13 protein-coding genes are annotated in these 18457 nt (G+C 74.1%); 1 reads left to right on the top strand and 12 read right to left on the bottom strand.

The genetic code is table 11. The annotated features are described in order from the left end of the window. Positions 1 to 38: 38 nt before the first annotated feature. From AAC944_RS34740 to AAC944_RS34720, 5 genes are all read right to left on the bottom strand, one after another. A complete protein-coding gene (locus tag AAC944_RS34740) occupies positions 39 to 1301 on the bottom strand; it encodes a SufS family cysteine desulfurase (RefSeq protein ID WP_078888516.1) in 1263 nt (420 codons plus the stop codon). After that, positions 1288 to 2679 carry a family 2B encapsulin nanocompartment shell protein gene (locus tag AAC944_RS34735; RefSeq protein WP_030613558.1) on the bottom strand — a complete coding sequence of 464 codons (1392 nt, stop codon included), beginning with the start codon at positions 2677 to 2679 and terminating at the stop codon, positions 1288 to 1290. The genes AAC944_RS34740 and AAC944_RS34735 overlap by 14 nt, the downstream gene beginning before the upstream one ends. 316 nt (positions 2680 to 2995) lie before the next feature. Then, positions 2996 to 5098: an ATP-binding protein gene (locus AAC944_RS34730; RefSeq protein WP_030613556.1), complete on the bottom strand. Its 2103-nt coding sequence runs from the start codon at positions 5096 to 5098 to the stop codon at positions 2996 to 2998. Beyond that, complete coding sequence (locus AAC944_RS34725) at positions 5095 to 5739, bottom strand: Pvc16 family protein (protein ID WP_030613553.1); 645 nt, start codon at positions 5737 to 5739, stop codon at positions 5095 to 5097. The genes AAC944_RS34730 and AAC944_RS34725 overlap by 4 nt, the downstream gene beginning before the upstream one ends. Before the next feature lie 137 nt (positions 5740 to 5876). Next, a complete protein-coding gene (locus tag AAC944_RS34720) occupies positions 5877 to 6521 on the bottom strand; it encodes a helix-turn-helix transcriptional regulator (RefSeq protein WP_030613550.1) in 645 nt (214 codons plus the stop codon). A gap of 204 nt (positions 6522 to 6725) precedes the next feature. On the opposite strand from AAC944_RS34720, the gene AAC944_RS34715 reads away from it, so the two are divergent. Then, positions 6726 to 9572 carry an AAA family ATPase gene (locus AAC944_RS34715; RefSeq protein WP_368396657.1) on the top strand — a complete coding sequence of 949 codons (2847 nt, stop codon included), beginning with the start codon at positions 6726 to 6728 and terminating at the stop codon, positions 9570 to 9572. 185 nt (positions 9573 to 9757) lie between these two features. On the opposite strand, the gene AAC944_RS34710 is transcribed toward AAC944_RS34715, so the two are convergent. Genes AAC944_RS34710 through AAC944_RS34680 form a run of 7 tightly spaced genes read right to left on the bottom strand, consistent with a single transcriptional unit; the run spans position 9758 to position 17206 of the window. After that, entirely contained in the window at positions 9758 to 11089 is a 1332-nt protein-coding gene (locus AAC944_RS34710; protein WP_030613544.1) for a zinc ribbon domain-containing protein, read from the bottom strand. Then, on the bottom strand, positions 11086 to 11655 hold the full coding sequence (locus AAC944_RS34705; protein ID WP_030613540.1) for a phage tail protein: 570 nt from the start codon (positions 11653 to 11655) through the stop codon (positions 11086 to 11088). Before AAC944_RS34705 ends, AAC944_RS34710 begins: the two co-directional genes overlap by 4 nt. Then, the gene (locus AAC944_RS34700) at positions 11652 to 13610 is read right to left on the bottom strand and encodes a putative baseplate assembly protein (RefSeq protein WP_030613537.1); all 1959 of its coding nucleotides are present in this window, start codon (positions 13608 to 13610) and stop codon (positions 11652 to 11654) included. Before AAC944_RS34700 ends, AAC944_RS34705 begins: the two co-directional genes overlap by 4 nt. Beyond that, a complete protein-coding gene (locus tag AAC944_RS34695) occupies positions 13610 to 14092 on the bottom strand; it encodes a GPW/gp25 family protein (protein ID WP_037772032.1) in 483 nt (160 codons plus the stop codon). The genes AAC944_RS34700 and AAC944_RS34695 overlap by 1 nt, the downstream gene beginning before the upstream one ends. Positions 14093 to 14147: 55 nt before the next feature. Next, positions 14148 to 16043 (bottom strand): VgrG-related protein, encoded by a 1896-nt coding sequence (locus AAC944_RS34690; protein WP_030613532.1) that lies wholly within the window; start codon positions 16041 to 16043, stop codon positions 14148 to 14150. Then, the gene (locus tag AAC944_RS34685; protein WP_030613528.1) at positions 16043 to 16768 is read right to left on the bottom strand and encodes a CIS tube protein; all 726 of its coding nucleotides are present in this window, start codon (positions 16766 to 16768) and stop codon (positions 16043 to 16045) included. The genes AAC944_RS34690 and AAC944_RS34685 overlap by 1 nt, the downstream gene beginning before the upstream one ends. Beyond that, entirely contained in the window at positions 16769 to 17206 is a 438-nt protein-coding gene (locus tag AAC944_RS34680) for a phage tail protein (RefSeq protein WP_030613525.1), read from the bottom strand. Positions 17207 to 18457: the final 1251 nt, after the last annotated feature.

Genomic DNA, 18457 nt, shown 5'->3' with positions numbered 1-18457 from the left:
GAATGGCACGCACCAGTTTCCGGAGGCACCCCATTGTGCTAATCGCGCTGCTGCATGCTCTGCAGCGAAGCGACCAGTGCATCCACCTCCCGCGGTGTGTTGTAGAGGGCGAGCGAGGCACGTACCGCGCTCTCCAGGCCGTAGTGGCGCAGGGCGGGCTGGGCGCAGTGGTGGCCGGCGCGGACGGCGATGCCGTCCTGGTCCAGGCACTCGGCGACCGTCGCCGGGTCGTACCCGGCGACCGTGAAGGTGAGGACGGAGATCCGCTCCGGGGCCGAGCCGAGCAGCCGCAGTCCGGGGACGGTGGCCAGGGACCGTACGGCGTACTCCGTCAGGGCCTTCTCGTACGCCTCGACGGCGGGGCGGTCCAGGGACGTGAGCCAGTCGATCGCGGCGTGCAGGCCGATGGCGCCGGCGATGTTGCCGGTGCCGGCCTCGAGAAGGTGCGGCACGGCGGCGAAGGTCGTCCGGCCGAAGTCGACCGAGTCGATCATGTTGCCGCCGCCCTGCCACGGCCGCATGGCCGTCAGCACCTCCGGCTTGCCGTACAGCGCGCCGATGCCGGTGGGGCCGAACAGCTTGTGCCCCGAGAAGGCGTAGAAGTCGGCGTCCAGCGCCTGGACGTCCACCGGGAAGTGCGCGACCGACTGGGCGCCGTCGACCAGCACCCTGGCGCCGTAGCGGTGGGCCAGGGCGGTCATCTCCCGTACCGCGGGAATGGTGCCGAGCACGTTCGACGCGTGGCTCAGCGCCACGAGCTGGGTGCGGTAGGAGAGCAGGTCCGCGAAGGCGTCCTGGTCGATCCGGCCGTCCGGCAGCAGCGGTACGGGGACCACCCGGGCGCGCCGCTCCTTGGCGATCAGCTGCCAGGGCACGATGTTGGAGTGGTGCTCCAGGGCGGGGACCAGGATCTCGTCGCCGGCGCCGAGGTTGGCCCGGCCCCAGGTCTGCGCGACGAGGTTGACCGCCTCGGTCGTGCCGCGGACGAAGACGATGCTGTCCGGGGAGGCCGCGCCGAGGAACGCGGCGACGGCCGCGCGGCTCCCCTCGTACGCCTCGGTCGCCTCGCGGGCCATGGAGTGGGCGCCGCGGTGGATGTTGGAGTTGGCGGAGGCGTAGTAGGCGGCGAGCGTCTCGATGACCTGGCGCGGCTTCTGAGTGGTGGCGCCGTTGTCGAGCCAGACCAGCGGATGGCCGTTGACCGTCCGGTGCAGCACCGGGAAGTCCCGCCGCACGGTCTCGGGATCGAAGCCGGCCCCCGTGGGCATCTCGGGGGGCGGCAGGGTCTCAGGAGTAGTCATGGTACTTGGACACCTCGACGTTCTGGAGCACGGCGATGGCGTCCTCCACCAGGACCGCGGTGTTGAAGTAGGCGGTCATCAGGTAGGAGGTGATCGCCCGCTTGTCGGTGCCCATGTTCCGCATGGACAGGCCCGGTTCGACCTCGTCGGGCACCTCCGAGGGGCGCAGCCCGACCACGCCCTGCTCGGCCTCCCCCGCCCTGATGAGCAGGATCTCGGTGGTGCCGGCCGCCGCGCCGGCCCCGTTGCCGAACCCGACCTTGTCCGAGGGCAGCAGCGGTACGCCGCGCCAGGTCAGCAGCGGGCTGCCGAAGCGGGTGTCCATGACCGGGGGCACGCCCCGGCGGGTACATTCCCGGCCGAACGCCGCGATCGCCTTGGGGTGGGCGATGAAGTAACCCGGCTGCTTCCAGACCTTGGTGAGGAGTTCGTCGAGGTCGTCGGGGGTGGGCGCGCCGGTCCGCGTCTGGACCCGCTGGCCCGGGCTGACGTTGTGGAACAGACCGAACTCGGGGTGGTTGAGCATCAGGGCCTCCTGGCGCTCGCGCAGCGCCTGGATGGTCAGGTCGGCCTGGGCCCGCACCTGGTCGTTGGGTTCGTTGTAGAGGTCGGAGACCCGGGTGTGGACGCGCAGCACGGTCTGGGCGACGGTCATGTGGTATTCGCGCGGCGCGTCCTCGTACTCCACGTACGTGCCGGGCAGTTCGGGCTCGCCCACGTGGCCGCCGGAGAGCTGGATGGGGGCCTCCTTGCCCGCGAGGGGCGCGCCTCCCTCGCTGTACGCGGTGACGGCGGCGCACAGCGCTTCGTCACGGTCGGACAGGCGCCCGAGGACGGCCCGGTCGAGGCACAGCGCGACGCCCGGGGTGAGCGCCTTGACCTGGTACGGCATGGGCTCGCCGCGGGTCCAGGCGTCGAGGTCGAAGAACTGCCCGTCGCCGATCACCTCCAGGACGGTCTCGTCGCCGTAGCGGGTGGTCACGCGCTTCTCGGCGCGGCCGAGCGCGAGCACCCACAGACGGTCGCAGGAGGCTCCCTCGTCGACGAGTGACTGGCCCGCTTCGAAGGTGACTTCGGTGAACCCGCGGGCCAGCTCCTCCAGCAGGGCCGGGTCGGACTCGCGCAGGTAGGGGACTTCCCGCAGGTCCTCGCTGAGCACGTGGCGGTTGCCCTCGTGGTCCGTGTCGACGGTGATCCGGTCGTCACCGAGCAGGAAGGTGCGGCGCCGGTTGACGCGGAAGACACCGGAGTCGACGTCCACCCAGGGCAGGGCGCGGAGCAGGTAGCGCGGGGTGATCCCGCGCATCTGGGGCCTGGTCTTGGTCGTCGTGGCGAGTTGCCGTGCGGCATCCGGGCTGAGGCTGAGGCGGTCGTTCATGGGGACTCCTGGAAGTCGGAAGTCGGTGGGGGGTTGCCCCGAACGGAAGTCCCGGCCTCCGATCCGGCTCCGACCGGGACGGGGCGATCGTCACGGTGGACACTCGCCGCCCACAAGAAGGCACCGCACCCGCCCGGTCCGGAAACGATCGGCCAGCTCTTTATGCCGATTGGTCCGGAATGCAACTATTATTCGGAGAGCGCCGCGTGACCTGCGCACCGGCCCACGTACCGGCCCGGACCGCACCCCGTCGGCGCCCCGCGCGCCCACGCCCCCGGCCGCCGGGAACGGCTTGATGACGTCCGTACGGCCGTCCTCACCAGTCGGCGTCGTCGAGCACCAGACGGCCCGCCTTGCGGTACTCGCGGCGGGCGCCGTCCAGCAGGTCGGCGTTGCTCACCGGGCCGCCGCGCCCGGCCGCCGCGTAGGCCGCGGTGACGACCGCGCTGCGGATCGCGCCGCCGGCCAGCTCGAACTCCGCGGCGCACGGGCCCGGGTCGATGTCCTCGGCGCAGGGGACGTGCGAGAGGCTGTGCCGCCACAGGGCGAGACGCTGGTCAGGGGCGGGGAACGGGAAGTCGACGATCAGGTCCAGCCGGCGGGTGAACGCCTCGTCGATGTTGGCGCGCAGGTTGGTGGTGAGCAGCGCGATGCCGTCGAAGGACTCCAGCCGCTGGAGCAGGTAGGCGCTCTCCATGTTCGCGTACCGGTCGCCGGCCTCCTTGACCTCCGACCGCTTGCCGAACACGGCGTCGGCCTCGTCGAAGAGCAGCACGGCGTCGGTACGGTCGGCCTCGGCGAAGATCCGTTCCAGGTTCTTCTCGGTCTCCCCTACGTACTTGTCGACGACGGAGGAGAGCTGGACGACGTAGAGGTCCAGCCCCAGGTCGGCGGCGACCACCTCGGCGGAGAGCGTCTTGCCGGTACCGGAGTCACCCGCGAACAGCGCCAGTACGCCGCGGCCTCGGCCGCCGCCCGCGCTCAGCCGCCAGTCGCCGAGCACCCGGTCGCGGTGGCGGGCCCGCCGGGTCAGTTCGTGCAGGGCGGCCAGCTGGGTGCCGGGGAGGACGAGATCGTCCCAGCCGACGTCGGGACGGATGCGGCGGGCGTGCTGCTCCAGCCCCGAGGCGGACTGCCGGCGGGCGGCGAGCCGCAGGTGCTCCGCGGTCAGCGGGGTGCCGTCGAACTCCGCCAGCGCCAGCGCCGCCCGCGCGGCCCGGCGGACACCGGCGTCGCCGAGCCGGTAGGCGGCGACGACCGGTGCGAGGTCGAAGTCCGGTCCGGCGGCCGGGCTGTCGGACGCGGCGGCGTCGGAGGCGGCGTCGGATGCGGGGTCTTCCGGTGCGGCGCCCGACGCGGCGGCGAGGGCGGCCGTCCAGGCCGCCACGTCACCCGCGCGCTGCCGGGGCACGTCCAGGACGAGCGGGTCACGGCCGCCCTCGGACCACCGGGGGTCGTACGGCCGGGTGTCGGCCAGGAGCACGGTGACGTCGTCCGCCGCCAGCGCGCGCAGCAGGGCGCGCGGCTGCTCGGGCAGGGGGGACACGACGATCGCGTGGCCGGTCAGCCGCGCCTCCCGCAGCAGTTCCGGATACGGCGCCCCCTCCCCCGGCGTGAGGTGGAGCGCGCCGAGCCCGGCGGCGCGCAGCGCGGCAGCGGCACAGGCCGGCCCGTCGCCGCCGCGGTGTTCACGCAGGTACACCGTGAGCGGACCGCGCGCCAGCCGCTCGGCCAGCTTGCGGGAGAACGGTCCGGGACCGGGCCCGGCGACGGACGTCCGTACGCTGCCCGCGAGTTCCGCGTCCGGTGTGCCGTCGCCCAGGAGATGGGCCAGGACCCGGTCGGGGACGCGCAGGCCGCGGCTGAGGAAGGGCCGTTCCGGCTCCTCCACGGTGAGCAGGCCCAGGGCCTGGAGCGGCGCGGACGGGTGGAAGCGGGCGCGTGCCGCCGCGGTGTGCACGGGCACCCCGCACAGCTCCAGCGCCAGCCCGGTGGTGGCCCGGCGGCGGCTCACGTCGTCGTTGAGGTAGCCGTAGAGCGGCTCGAAGGCGCGGTCGAGGTCGGGGGCGAGGGCGATGAGCAGGATGCGGGTGTCCAGGGCGGTCAGGCCCAGGCGTTCGGCCAGCTCCCGCAGGCTGTCACCGGCCCCGGTCTCCTCGGGGTCCAGGGCTCCCGCCGGGGCCTGCGGGTCCGGTTCGGTGCCCCGCTCCGGCGCCGGTTCCGCTCCGGCGCTCAGCAGCCGCCGTACCGACTCCTCGGACAGGTACAGCCCGCGCAGCGGGTCGTCGGCGGTCGGGTCGGCGGCGCGACGCCGGTCGACGAGGAGTGCCACCCGCTCGCGCAGCCGGGCGAGCCGGGCGAGCAGCGGATCGGCGGACGGGCCCGGCGCCGTACCGGGCGAGAGGTCGGGCGTGCTCACTGTGCGGCCCCTCCGGTGGCCAGGTGGCCGGGGCGGTGCCGGCGTTCGGCGTTGTCGTCGAGGGTGCCGTCGACGGCACGGACGCGTACCCCGGCGCCTTCGGTGACCGGCGGTCCGGCGTCGTACTCGGGGTACGCGGGGAACGGCACGGTGATGACGACGTCGAGGGACGGCTTCAGTTCACCGCCGAGCGCGGACCAGACGTCGGCGAGCGAACGGGCCTCGGTGTGCGGGCCCGCGACGGTGAGGGGGACGGTCAGGCCGAGGTTCGCGAGCGAGCCGGTCAGCTGGCCGGGGGCGAGCGTCTCGTGCGGCAGGAGGGTGGCCAGCACCGCGGAGAGCAGCCGGTGTTCGTCCTCCGGGCGCTTGGTCCAGGCGGTGACGAGGTAGGCGAGCCGGAACCAGCGCGGCGGCTGCCGCCGGGTGCGTACCACTCCCTGGTCGTCGCGGACCGGTACCGTGCCGCGCTGCCGCCGGCCGACGTCCTCGCGGATGTCGTAGAGGTAGGCGTCGACGGCCGGGGCGTTGCGCCGCGCCGCCCATTCCCGGGTCGGCGCGTCGAAGGCGATCTCGACGCCGGAACCGGCCAGCGCACCCCCGTTCAGCAGCCCCTTGAGTACCTCGTCCACCTCGTGGATCACGGTCGTGCCCTTCACTTGCCGCGTGTCGTCGTACTCGGCTCATCCTCGCCCGCGCGGGGCGGTCCCGGGAGCCGTTCCGGTGCCGCTCACGGGGCACCCAACGGTGCCCCGGGGGCCCTTGACGGGCGTCCGATCCGTCAGATGTAGCCTTCACGGAGAGCAAATGCCACGGCATGGGCCCGATTGCGAAGGTGCAGCCGGGTCGTCAGGCCGTGCATCACGTTTTTGACGGTGCGTTCGGAGTACGAGAGCTTGCCAGCGATCTCACCGGTGCCCAGGCCCTCGGCGACCAGCCGGAGCACGTCGACCTCACGCGCGGTGAGGCCGGAAGCGGGGAAGTCGGCCGGTCCTGCCGTGCTGCGCTGCATGCTGCCTATCTGGGTGATCAGCCGTCCGAGCAGGTCGGACGGGAGGTCACCCTCGCCACGGGAAGCGGCGAGTATCGCCTTGAGGAGCCGGTGCCCGGTGGCCTCACGCCGCCAGACGATCGTGCCGACACCGCACTCGATCACCTGGAGCAGCTCCGCTTCCCGGATCAACTCGGTAACCAGAACGGCCCGGGAGCCGTCTGTCCGTATGAGCCTGCGCAACCGCGTCAGTGCCGTTTCGTCCAGTTTCTCGGTGAGCAGTACCGCCACCGTGCCGTCCGGAGGGGGAGCCGTCGTGTCGTCGAGGAGTTCGACTTCCGGTTGCGCTCGCAACTGGCTCACGGCTCCCGCGTGGGAGAGCGGATCCGATGCGTGGACGACGACCGGCACCCGGGTCCGAACGTGCACAACGATTCCCTTACGTGCTTGTCCTGCGGTACGTACGCGACTTCGGGTACGCGGCGTTCTGTGTGCGTACGCCCTCCGGCCGCCTGTCCTTCCGCGAAGGGCACGCTCCGTGAGCGGCACGCACACCCGACAGCCTTCCGCCGGCACTGTCCGGGCCGCAATCGTGGCTGACCACGAGAGGAACCACGAGATCAGCGGCGGTCGGTGCCCGTGACCACGCTCCTCGAACGCGAAACCGCGCTCGCCCTGCTATCGGCCGAGGCCGAGCGCGCCCGGGCCGGAAGCGGACGGCTGGTGCTGTTCCGGGGGCCCACCGGGACCGGCCGCAGTGCCTTACTGGACGCCGCCGCCCGGCACGGTGCGGGCAACGGGATGCGGGTGCTGCGGGCCGACTGTTCCGCCGAGGGCGCCGGCACCGCGTTCGGCACCGTACTGCGCCTGCTCGATCCGCCGCCGTGCGCGGGGCTGGACGACGACGTCCACCGGCCGTCGCGCCACGACGGGCTGCCGGCCCGGCTGTGGCGGCTGCTCCGCTCGTACGCGGCCGCTTCGCCGCTGCTGCTGACCGTGGACGACGTGCACCTCGCCGACTCCGCCTCCCGGCGCTGGCTGGCCGAGGCCGCCCGCCGGCTCTCCGAACTGCCCGTACTGCTGGTGGCGAGCGAGCGGGTCCAGTACGACATCGCGCCGCCCGGCCACGGCCTGGCCCACGCCCTGTCGCCCGCACTGGTACGGGCGCACGCACCCGCCCCGCTGAGCCCCGCCGCCGCGGCGGCACTGGTCCGCGAGGCCTTCGGCGCCGACGCGTCGGACGCCTGGGTCGACGGCTGTGTCCGCGCGGGGGCCGGCCTGCCGCTGCTGCTGCGCGCCCTGCTGGACGACCTGCGCGCCGTGGTGCCGGACGGCGGCCGGGACGGGGTGGCGCTGCCCGAAAGCTGTGCCGACCTCTACCCGGGCGCGTACGCCGCCGCCGTGCTGTGGTGGCTGGACAGCGCCGGTCCCGAGACCGCCGCCGTGGCCCGCGCCCTGGCCGAGCTGGAGGCGACGGGCGAGGCGCACACGCAGGTCACCGACGAGCTGCTGGCCGAGGTGAGCGGCGCCGGGGTGGCCCGGGTGTCCGGCTGGATCACCGCGATGACCCGGCTGGGTCTGCTGCGCCGCGATCCCGGGCACGGCGGCCCGGTCTTCGCCCACCCCCTGCTGCGCGGGGCGCTGCTGGACGGCCGGCCGGAGGAGGACCGGCTCGCGGTGCACCGCCGGGCGGCGGCGTACCGGTACCGCCGTGGCGACCGCGCCGAGGCGGTCGCCAGGCACCTGCTGCGGGCGCACCCGCCCGGCGTGGAGTGGGTCACCGACGTGCTGCTGGACGCGGCCCAGGAGGCGGCCGGCGCGGGCCGGGACGGTGACGCCGCCGCCTACCTGCGCGGCGCGCTGGACACGCCGATGCCCCGCGAGCGCCGCGCCGCGGTGCTCACCCGCCTCGGCGCGCTGGAGTTCACCACCGTACGGTCGGCGGGGATTCCGCGGCTGACCGAGGCGCTGCGCCTCCAGCAGGGGCCGAAGGACCGGGTGCTGACGGCGCTCGGGCTCGGCACCGCGCTCGTCCACCGGGGCGAGGCACGGGCCGCCTTCGACGTACTGCGGGGCCTGGACGACCAGGACGACCCGGTGCTGGCCCGTACGGTGCAGACGGCTGCCGCGCTCCTCTCCGACCACGACCGGGACATCCGGCGCGAGGTCCACCAGCGGCTGCGGGAGACCGCCGAGCGGCGGCCCGGACTGCTCAGCCCGGCCGTGCGGACGCTGCTGGTGCGGTACGAGGCCGCCGCGGGGCTGCTGTCGGCCGAGGCGGCCATGCGGCAGGTGCGGGAGCTCGTCGCCGTGCCCGAGGACCGGCTGCTGCTGCCGTACCGGATGAGCGCGGCCTCCACCGTCGCGCAGTGGGCGGACGCGCTGGAGGACGCCGACCGGTTCGTACGGGACGGCCTGACCGAACGCCTCTCGCCGCTGCACCCGGCCCACCACGCCCTCCTCAACACCCGTGCCGACACCGCCGCAGCGCGCGGCCGGTTCACGACGGCGGAGTTCCCCGACCGACGGCCGGCCGGGGTGCCGGCGGGCCGCGCCGCGCCGACCAACTACCGGGCGCACGCCGTCATCTCGCTCGTGCGCGCCGGGCGGACGGCCGACGCCCGGCGGATCGTGTCCGACGTCCACGTCGACGAGGAGACCGACGGCTGGCAGCTGAACCGCTTCCTCTACGCCCGTGGCGTGCTGCGCGCCGCCGAGGGGGATCATATGGCGGCGCTGGACGACTTCCTCGACTGCGGGCGGCGGCAGACCGCCCGGGACATCCTCAGCCCGTCCGTCTCCGCCTGGCGTTCGGCCGCCGCCGAGTGCCACCTCGCGCTCGGCCGGCCGCAGGAGGCGCTGCCGCTCGCCGAGGAGGAGTACCGGCTGGCCGCCGTATGGGGCACCCCCCGCGTACTGGGCCGGGCACTGCGCGTCCTGGGCGCCGCCACCGGCGGGCGGCACGGCCTGGAACTGACCGGACAGGCCGTCACCGTGCTGCGGGACGGCGCTCCGGAGCCCGACCCGGACGCCGGGTACGCGGCGGCGGACGGCGCGCCCGCCCGCGCCCTGGACATCGAGCTCGTCCCGGCGCTGATCACGCACGGCCGGCAGCTCGCTGCCGCCGGGCAGCCGCGCCGGGCCCGCTCATTGCTGCGGGAGGCCGCCGCCACCGCCGACCGGATGGGGGCCGGCCGGCCCCTCGCCGAGGCCGAACAGGCCCTGCGCGACAGCGGCGCCCGCCGCGGGCCCGCCCGGCACACCGGCGCCGACGCCCTCACCGACAGCGAACGCCGCATCGCGACGCTGGCCGCCGACGGCCGCTCCAACGCCGAGATCGGCGCACTGCTGCACCTCGCCCGCCGGACCGTGGAGACCCACCTGACCAGCACCTACCGCAAACTGGGCATACGGCGCCGCACAGAACTCCGGGCGGCGCTGGACGGCGACGGCACCGACCCCTCCGACGACCGGCACGCGGGCTAGGGTCTTTCGTTCGGATCAGGCCGGATCAGGGAGCGGGGTCCGGGGCCGTGCATCGCAAGGCGGCGGAGGGCGTCATGGCGGAGCCATGGCAACCGACGACAACGCGGCGAGGTGCGGTGCCAGGGCCCGCGAGCCCTGCGCGATCCGAACGAGCGGCCCTGGGGCCCCTGGGGGCTCCCCCGGCCTCAGGACACCGACTGGTGGGACCGCCCGAAGAACTCGATCTCGGCGAAGGTGACCTGCTTGTCCGAGGCGACGTTGTACGAGGAGCGCACGACGAACCGGACGGAGCTGACCTCGCCGACGCGGAACGGGATCTGCTGCGGGCCGCTGGACTGGTCCAGGACGAGGTGACGGGTGAAGTGGTGCCCCTTCGACGTGGTCACGAGCGCGTCGACCCGGTGCGGGAGGGCCTGCTTGGTCAGGTCGGCGGGGCGCGCCGAGACGCCGGGGGTGATCATCAGGTCGAGCAGCCGGACCGGCTGGTCGAACCGGGCCTCGATCCACTCCCCCTCGCCCGACTGCGAGACGCCCGGTCCCCACCAGGTGTTGTTGAACTTGTCGAACGCCAGCTTCTCGCTGTGGCCGTCGAAGGACCGGGACGCGGCGTACGCGTCCGGGGCGACCTGCGCCCGCTTGGCGAAGTGGTCACGTACGGCGTCCACCGCGGTACCGATGTTGAAGAGCGCGGTGACCACCAGGCCGACCACGATCAGGCCGACGAGCCAGCTCAGGACGCGGCCCAGGTCCCGGCGGAGGCGCGGCCGGGAACCGGCCCACGGCGCCGGCCGGTTGTGGCGGTCGAACATCCGGCGCCACCAGGGCAGCCGGGCCGGGCCCTCCTGGCGGGCGGCGAGCGACATGGCGCAGCGGCGGCAGAAGTGGCGGTCGGGGCGGTTGCCGGTGGAGCACCACGGGCAGGGCGTGCCGCCCTCCTCGCCGGGTTCGGTGAGCGGGCCCTGCGCCACGGGGCGGGCCGCTTCCGGCCGGCCGGGCAGCACCGGCGCCACGGACGGCGCCGACACCCGCTGCTCGGGGTCGGCGACCGGTACGAGCAGCGCCCTGGCCCGCTCGTCGGCCGTTGCGGCGTCCGCCTGCGCGCGGTCGACCGGGACGGTCGGGGCGGTGTCGGGGTTCGCGGTGCCGGGTGTCGCGGGGTTCGCGGCCGCGGCGCCCTCGGGGGTTGCGGTGTTCTCGGGCGCCGTGCTCTCCCGGGAGGCGGCGGCCGCGGGCGCGGCGGTGTCCCCGGCCGGGACCGGGTTCTGCGGGGCCGTCGTCTCCTCGGGTCCGGCGGTGTCCCGGGGCACGGCGGTGTCCCGGGGCGCGGCGGTGCCGGCGCTCCCGGCGGGGGCGGCGGACGGGCCCGCGGTGCCCGTGTCGATCTTCGGCGGCTTCCAGCCCAGTACCGTGCCGCAGCCGTCGCAGAAGGTCTGGCCCGGCGCCGTACGCGTACCGCACTCGGGGCAGCCCGCCGGCCGGCCGCCGTCGGCGGAGGAGGCGGAGTTGTGGTCGGTCACCTGTCGGATGTCCTTTCGGCTGCGGTCACCTGGACCGTGTAGGGCATGTGCGCGGGGCGGGCGGCGGCGACGAGCCGCTCCAGCCGGTGTTCGTCGTGCGGTCCCGGGTCGGGGAGCCGGAGTTTCACGTGCAGGCTCGGGCGGCGTCCGCCGGGGAACGGGCCGAGGGGCCGGGCGTCCCAGGTGGCGCCACCGCTCTCGGCGATCTCCGGTGTGACGCCGAAGGTGAGCCGGACCGCCTCCTCCAGGCCGCGGCGGGTGCCGCGGATACGGTGCAGGCGTACGGCGGCGGCGACCGCGGCACGCAGCTGTGCCGGGTCCTCGGGCAGGTCCGGGCCGCCGTCGGGCGCGGCGCCGACCCACTCACCGAGCCAGCGGGTGAAGTCGGCCGGCGCGAGCGAGGGCGTGAAGTAGGCGTCCAGGCAGTCCAGGACGTTGTGGATGGGGGCGAGCACCTCGTCCAGCCCGGCGACGAAGCGCTGGGCGAGGTCGTCCTCGGCGAAGACGGCGGGCAGCATGGCGCCCAGCGGCGCGGACGAGCCGAGCCCGTCGACCGACCCCCTCATGACGCGTCCCCGATCACCCGGACGCGGTGGTCGAAGGAGAAGACCAGCGCGGACGGCTCCAGCGGGATGCGGTCGGTGGCGTCGCCGCGCTTGCCGGTGAGCGGGTCGGCGGGGTGCAGCAGCACCTCGTCGACGAGTTCGACGCCGGGCACCCGCTGGAGGACCGCGAAGACCTCGCCGGCCTGCACCGGCCGCCCGAAGGGCCAGCCGGTGCCGTGCGCGCCGCCGGTCAGCGGGTCCAGGTGGCGGTAGAGCGCGTCGTGGGCCTCGCGCCGGACCCGGTCGGTGTCGGTGCCGCGGAAGGCGTGCAGCGTCGCGACGACGGTGACGCCCTGGTAGTACGGCGGGCCCACGGCGAGCCGGGTGCCGATCAGCCGCCGGTCGTCGAGGTACCGGGTGATCCTGCTGAGCAGCGCGTCGTTGGGCACGAGCTGCTCGAAGCGGAGCCGGCCGCCCGGGTCGGGCACGGCCTGCGGGATGACCAGGACGCGTACGGCGTGTGCGCCGTGCTCGTCCGGTTCGGCGGCCAGGCAGGTGATGCGGGCGGTCTCGGGCGCGGCGCGGCGGGCCAGTTCCTCGTAGTCGCGCAGGGTGACCGCGCGGTCCTGGGCGCTCAGCGCGATGGGCGCGCGGACCTTCGCCTCCTCCACGGTCTCGCCCTCGACGCCGCCGCTCGCCGCCTCGCGGTTGGTGACCTCGGCGACGTACGGGACGGAGTCGCGCAGCACCTGGATGGCGCCGCGGGCCACGTTGCCGGCCTTGCCGCCGCCGGTGCGGTAGCGGCGGGCGCGGATGACGGCTCCCTTGGGCGGCACGGCGCCGTACTGGCGGAGGCTGCCGTCGGGTTCGCGTACGGCGGGGCCGAAGGCGATCTCGCCGGTGGCGGCGTCGAGGGTGACGTGCCGGTCGTCCGGGCCTGAGGCGGCGAAGTGGCCGACGACCTGCCAGTCGGTCCAGCCGTCGCGCTCGGCGATCTGGAGGTGCAGCGGGGGTACGTCGCCGACGACGGGCGCGTGGGCGAGCCGCAGCCGCTGGCCGGGCAGCCCGGTGGCCTCGCCGAGGAGTTCGTCGCGGACGGTGTCGGCGTGCACGGCGCGGGTGGTGCCGCCGATGGTGAACGCCTCGGCGGCGCGGATGGTGGGCGAGACGGTGTAGAAGGGCTGTCCTGCGGCGGGGTCGGTGACCCGGCAGCGCAGCCAGCCGGCCTCGCGCCGGGCGGTGCGGGACAGTACGTGGCCGCCGGGGACGTGCAGGACGACCTCGCCGGGGCGGTTCAGACCGCCGGTGGTGTCCCGCTCGACCTCGCAGGCCGCCCAGCCGTCCGCGGTCCACGCCTCCCAGACCAGCGGGGGCTGCCGGGGGTCGACGCCGACGCCGTCGACCCGGCTCTCCAGGGCCAGCACGACGGCGCAGTGGGGTACGGCGGCGCTGAGCCCGAACAGCATCCGGTCGCCGGGCTGCGGGGCCTCGGCGAAGCAGTTCACGTCCTTGGCCTCGACGAGATCGGTGGTCCGCTCGGTCACCTCACCGCCCTGCGGATGGACCACGAGGTGCGACAACTCGCTCGGTACGACGATGAGGTCACGCTCGGTGGCGAAGACGGCCGCCTCCTCGCTCTCGGTACGCGCGGTGGCGACCTCGGTCCCGGCGGCCAGCCGTACGGGCTGCTCCTGGGGCGCCGAGAGCCAGAACGTCACGTCGGCCCGCGCGGCGGACGGCGGGAAGAGCGTGATGCCGAGCAGGTCCAGGAAGGCCAGGTGGTTCTTCTCCGGTACCCGGTTGAGCCGGTAGACGACCTGGTCGGCCATGTGCGCGACCGTCTCCACGAGCGTCACGCCGGGGTCGGAGACGTTGTGGTCGGTCCACTCCGGGGCGCGCTGCTGGATGTAGCGCTTGGCGTCGTCGACGAACTGCTGGAAGCGGCGGTCGTCGAGGTTCGGGGAGGGCAGGGCCATCAGCGGTCGCTTCCAATGTGCTCGTCGGACGTACGGGGGAGGTTGCCGGGCGCGCCGGCCGGGTCGGCGGAGCCGGCACCGGCCGGCTCGTCGTGCGAGGGGATGACGTAGAACGGGAAGACCAGGCTGCGCGGGTTGTTGGTGCCGCGGATCGAATACCGCACGTCGATGTAGAGCACGCCCTGGTCGTCGCCCGCCGTCACGGTGACGTCGTCCACCTCGATGCGCGGCTCCCAGCGGTCCAGGGTGGCGTACACCTCGTGCTGGATGCGGCCCGCCGTGGCCTCGTTGACCGGTGCGAAGACCATGTCGTGGATGGCGCAGCCGAATTCGGGCCGCATCGGGCGCTCGCCCGGCGCGGTGGCCAGTACGAGCCGCATGGCCTCCTCGATCTCGCGCTCGCCGCTGACCAGGGCGATACCGCCCGTGGGGCTGATGCGCAGCGGGAACGACCAGCCGGACCCGACGAACTGATCGGCCATCAGTGGGCCACCTGCCTTCTCTCTTCCGCGACGTTCCCGGTGATCCGCTCGGCCGTCACGGGAGCGGATACGGCTTGTTGTTGACCAGCACGACGCCCTGGAGCAGGAGCGTGGCGGCACGGATGCCGACGTTGGCGACGGAGTTGACCTGGATGGTGCCGCCGGCGCTGACCGTCGCGGCGCCCAGCGCCTTGAGGCTCAGCGCGCCCATCGCGTCCACGTTGACCGCCCCGGCGAGGGACTTGAGGTTGACCAGTCCCCGGCCCTGCATGGTGAGCATGCCGCCGCTCTTGATGGTCAGATTGCGGCGGGCGCTCAGGTCCAGGTCGGTGCCCGCCTCCACGGACACCGACCGGCTGCCCTTGATGGTGACGTTGCCGGAGCTGTTGATGGTGATCTCGGTGTTCGTACGGTCCAGGTTGACCGTCAGCTTGTCGTCGCCGGTGCTCAGCCGTACGCCGCGCTTGCCGCCGGTGCGCTGGTCGAGCAGGTCGATGCGGTTGCCGCTGCGGTCGGCGACGGTACGCCGGGTGATGGTGCCCTTCGTGCCGTCGTACAGCGGCACGTCCACCGGGTCCGGCTTGTCCCGCCCGTTGTAGAGCCCGCCGATCACATACGGATGGTCCAGGGTCCCCCGGTCGAACGCGACCAGCACCTCGTCCCCCACGTCGGGCGTGATGACGCCCCCGCCCTTCACGCCGCCGAACTGCACGGTCCGCGCCCAGTCGCTGGTGTACTTGTCGTCCAGCCAGGGGAAACGCAGCTTGACCCGTCCCTGCTTGAGCGGGTCCTTCACGTCCGTGACCAGGGCGTTGGCGACGCTGGGCAGCCGGGCCTGCATGCTCGTGCCGCCGGACGCGAGGCCGTACAGGGACCGCCACTGCCGGCCGCTGACGGTCAGCAGCGTCTCGTAGTGCCGGCCGTCGCCGAAGGAGTGGCGGGCCGCGGTCACCGTGTACTTGCCCTCGAAGGGCTCCCCCACGTCGGCCAGCGCGACCGGCTCACCGGGCCGCAGCTTGGGATTGCCGCGCACCGTCACCTCCAGCTCGGCGAAGGCCCCGGTCACGTCGTCGGCGACGGCCTGCGCGGCGAACCGGACCTGGGCCTGGGTGTCGAGCGGCGTGTCGGTCTCCACGAGCGTGGCGGCGCCGAACGCCGAGGCGGCCCGGCCCGGGGTGGTCCCGATCGCCACGCCGGGAGTGGTGGCGGCGGTCGCCCGCCCGACCAGGTCACGCTTGGTCGTCACGTCCCACCCCCGCGCCTCCACCGAACTGACCTGGTCGGCGGAGGTGACCGCGGCCCGGCAGCGCAGGATGTCCACGCCCGCCTCCAGCACGAACGGGCTCTTCTCGCTCGGCGTGCTCACCGGAGGCGCGCCGGACGCCGGGTCGGCCTTGACGAACTGCAGCTCGCCCTTGGAGCTCAGCGACAGCACCCGCTCGCTCTCGTCCGCCAGCCGGCACGCGAAGTCCCAGTCGGTGACGTTGGCCTGGGTGAGGAACTCGTACTTGGCGGTGGTGGCGTCGATCCGGCCGACCGGCACCCGGTCCTGGCCCGCCAGCTTGCGGACGATGTCGGAAGCCGTCATGGAGCGGTAGCCGGCCACCCGGCGCTGCCGCAGCATCCGGTGCCCGAGGTCGTAACCGCGTACGACGGTGAAGGTGCCGGTCCCGTCGTAATCCGACTCCAGCCCCGTCACCTCGCCCGTGAGCAGCACGGACTGCGCGCCCTGCCCGTCGGCGACCGGCGCCAGCTCGACCTCGGTACCGATCTTGATGCCCGCCTCGCCGAGCAGCTTCCGCTTCGGGTCGCGGAACGTCAGCTGGAAGGCGCCGGGCACCCCGGCCCCGAAGTCGACCCAGCCCGCGACGAGCAGCCGGGCGTGCTGGGGCTGCAGCGGCGCGCCGCCGACCTTGACGTGGAAGACGTTGGAGTAACCGATCTGGGTCATCAGGAGCCGACCTCTTCAGCGGCGGGAAGCACCAGTTCGGTCCCCGGCCGCAGCTGTGCGGGATTGTCGATGTCGTTGGCCTCGGCGATGATGCGCCAGGCGGTGGCGTCCCCGTACTCGCGGAAGGCGAGGAACTGCAGCGAGTCGCCCGCCACCACGCGGTGCACGCGGCGCGCGGTGAGCGCGCCGGAGGTGGGGTTCTGGCCCGCCGTCCGGCTCGGGATCTCGTGCAGCTGCACCTGGCAGGTGGCGCGGATCGGCACACCGGTGGTCCCGAAGAGGGTGTACTGCGCCTCCACGGCACTCACGTACGCGGTGAACCGGGCCGTGGAGAACGACCCCCACTCGAACACCACCCACGGCGTCGACGGCTGCTTCGCCGCGATGCTCGCCGCGGTCACCTCACAGCACGAGAACAGCGCCTCCACGTTCTTCCGCACCTCGTTGCTGTCCGGCTCCCCCGACCGGTCCAGGAACACCTCCACCGTCATCTCGCGCGGCGCGGCCCCCATGAACTCCGGGAGCGCACCGTCACGTACGGCGGCGGTCGGCGTCGTCTTCCACTCGGCGCGGCGGCTGAGCGCGAGCTGCGCCGGGTTGAAGTCGAAGTGGAAGGTGGTGATCAGCCCGCCGGGCTTGGTGCTGTACCCGAGCGGCGGCTGGTGGATGGCGAGCGTCGCCCGCACCAGGCTCTTGCCCGCACCGCCCTTTCCCCTGCCCGCCATCTACGCCGCCCCCGCGTCCGTGAAGCCGTGGTGCGCGATCTCCAGCGTCTCGGTCGCGACGGCCGGGCTGGCCGGGTCCAGGGACGGCCCCCGCCAGCTCACGGGCAGCACGTCGAGCAGCCCCCAGCGCGCGACGACCGAACCGTCCGCGCGCAGCGCGGCGATCTGCGCGGTGGGCCGCACCACGCCGCTGGTGACGGAGGAGACCCAGGCGGCCACCTTCGCGGTGTCCGGCGTGAGCGGCCGGGTCAGCGTGATGTGCGAGAAGCTCACGCGCGAGGGCAGTTGCCAGACGAACCCGTTGTTGCCGCCCTCCTGCCGCTGCTCGATCTCCACCTCGGAGGAAAGCCCCTCGCACCCGTTGAAGTCGCCCAGGCTCTCACCGTCGATGGTCAGGTTGAAGAAGATCGTTGAACCGGGGTCCTGGTCCTGAGGCATCGGGGTGGGCCTTCCTGGTGCTGCTCATCGGGTTCTGCGGGTCGGGTGGGGACGGTTGTCGGGTATCGGGTTCCGGGAGGGGACGGTCAGCGTCGGGGGTCGCGCAGCCTCCCGATCCGCTCGCGGTCCATACGCAGTTCGGTACGCAGGAGCCGGGTCAGCGGCCCGATGAGCCGGTGCGTCAGCTCATCGACCTGCCCGTCCGTCAGCTCCCGGGCATCGAACCCGCCACCTTCCTGCCGCGGCTCACCAGCCGGCTGCCCCGCGGCGCCGCCTCCCTGACGGCCGCCCACCTGACGCGACGTGCTGCCGCCCCGCTGCTGCCGCGACGTACCGCCACCACGCCGCGACGACCCGCCGCCGGGGCGGTGCCCTCCGGCTCGCTGGATGGCGGGGGTAGAGGCGGAATTGGACGCGGGGGCGGGCGTGGACGATGGCTGGGGTGTGGGGGGTGCCGGTGCCTGTGCCGATGCCTGTGCGTGTGCCGGTGGCGGTGGTGCCGGCGATGCCTGCGCCGTCCCTGCCGTATGCGTCGTCCGCACCGTCTGCGCCGTACGTGCCGTACGTGCCGTACGTGCCGTACGTGCCGTACGTGCCGTCCGCTGGACCGGCTGCGCCGGACCGGCGGGGGGTACGGGCGCCGCGGTGGCGGACGGCGCCGCGGACGGCGTACGGAACGGCGGCCCGGCCGGAGGCGTCGTCGGTCGCGGGACGGCGACCGGTGCCACGTGGGGTGCCGTGGGAGGCGTCGCGGAGGCACGCTGCACCGGGAGCTGCATCGGCAGCGACGGCACCGGCTTCGCCAGCGGTACGGCTCGTTCGCCCACCTGCTGCGCCGCCGATGGCCGAGGTACGGTCAGGCGTTGGGCCGCTGCGGAAGCCGGGCCAGAGCTCTCCTCGGCAGCGGCAGTCGCAGCCGCAGCCGGAACGGCACGCTGGACCGCGGTGCCTGTGCCTACCTCGCCGCCCACTGCCTTGACCACCTTCCTCGGTTCGCTCCCCCTCGTCCCCGCCGTACCGCTCCCCGTGGGGATACGGCGCAGCGCGACCGGCGCGGCCGGGGCGGGAGTCGGGGTCAGGGCCGGGGCCGGGGCCGGGCCCGCGGGGCGTACCGGCTGAGACGCGGAAGTAGTGGGCAGCGGGCCGGCGGGCCCCGCCCCCAGGAGCGGAGCCTCCGCCATCGCCCGCTGGACGGCCGGAGCGTCAGCCGCGTCCGCCGTCACCGCTGAGCGCGGGGCAGCCACTGGGTGC

The organism is Streptomyces sclerotialus, assembly GCF_040907265.1.
Lineage (GTDB): Bacteria > Actinomycetota > Actinomycetes > Streptomycetales > Streptomycetaceae > Streptomyces > Streptomyces sclerotialus.
The sequence above is the reverse complement of the archived record's forward strand: the minus strand, read 5'-3'. Positions and strand labels throughout refer to the sequence as shown.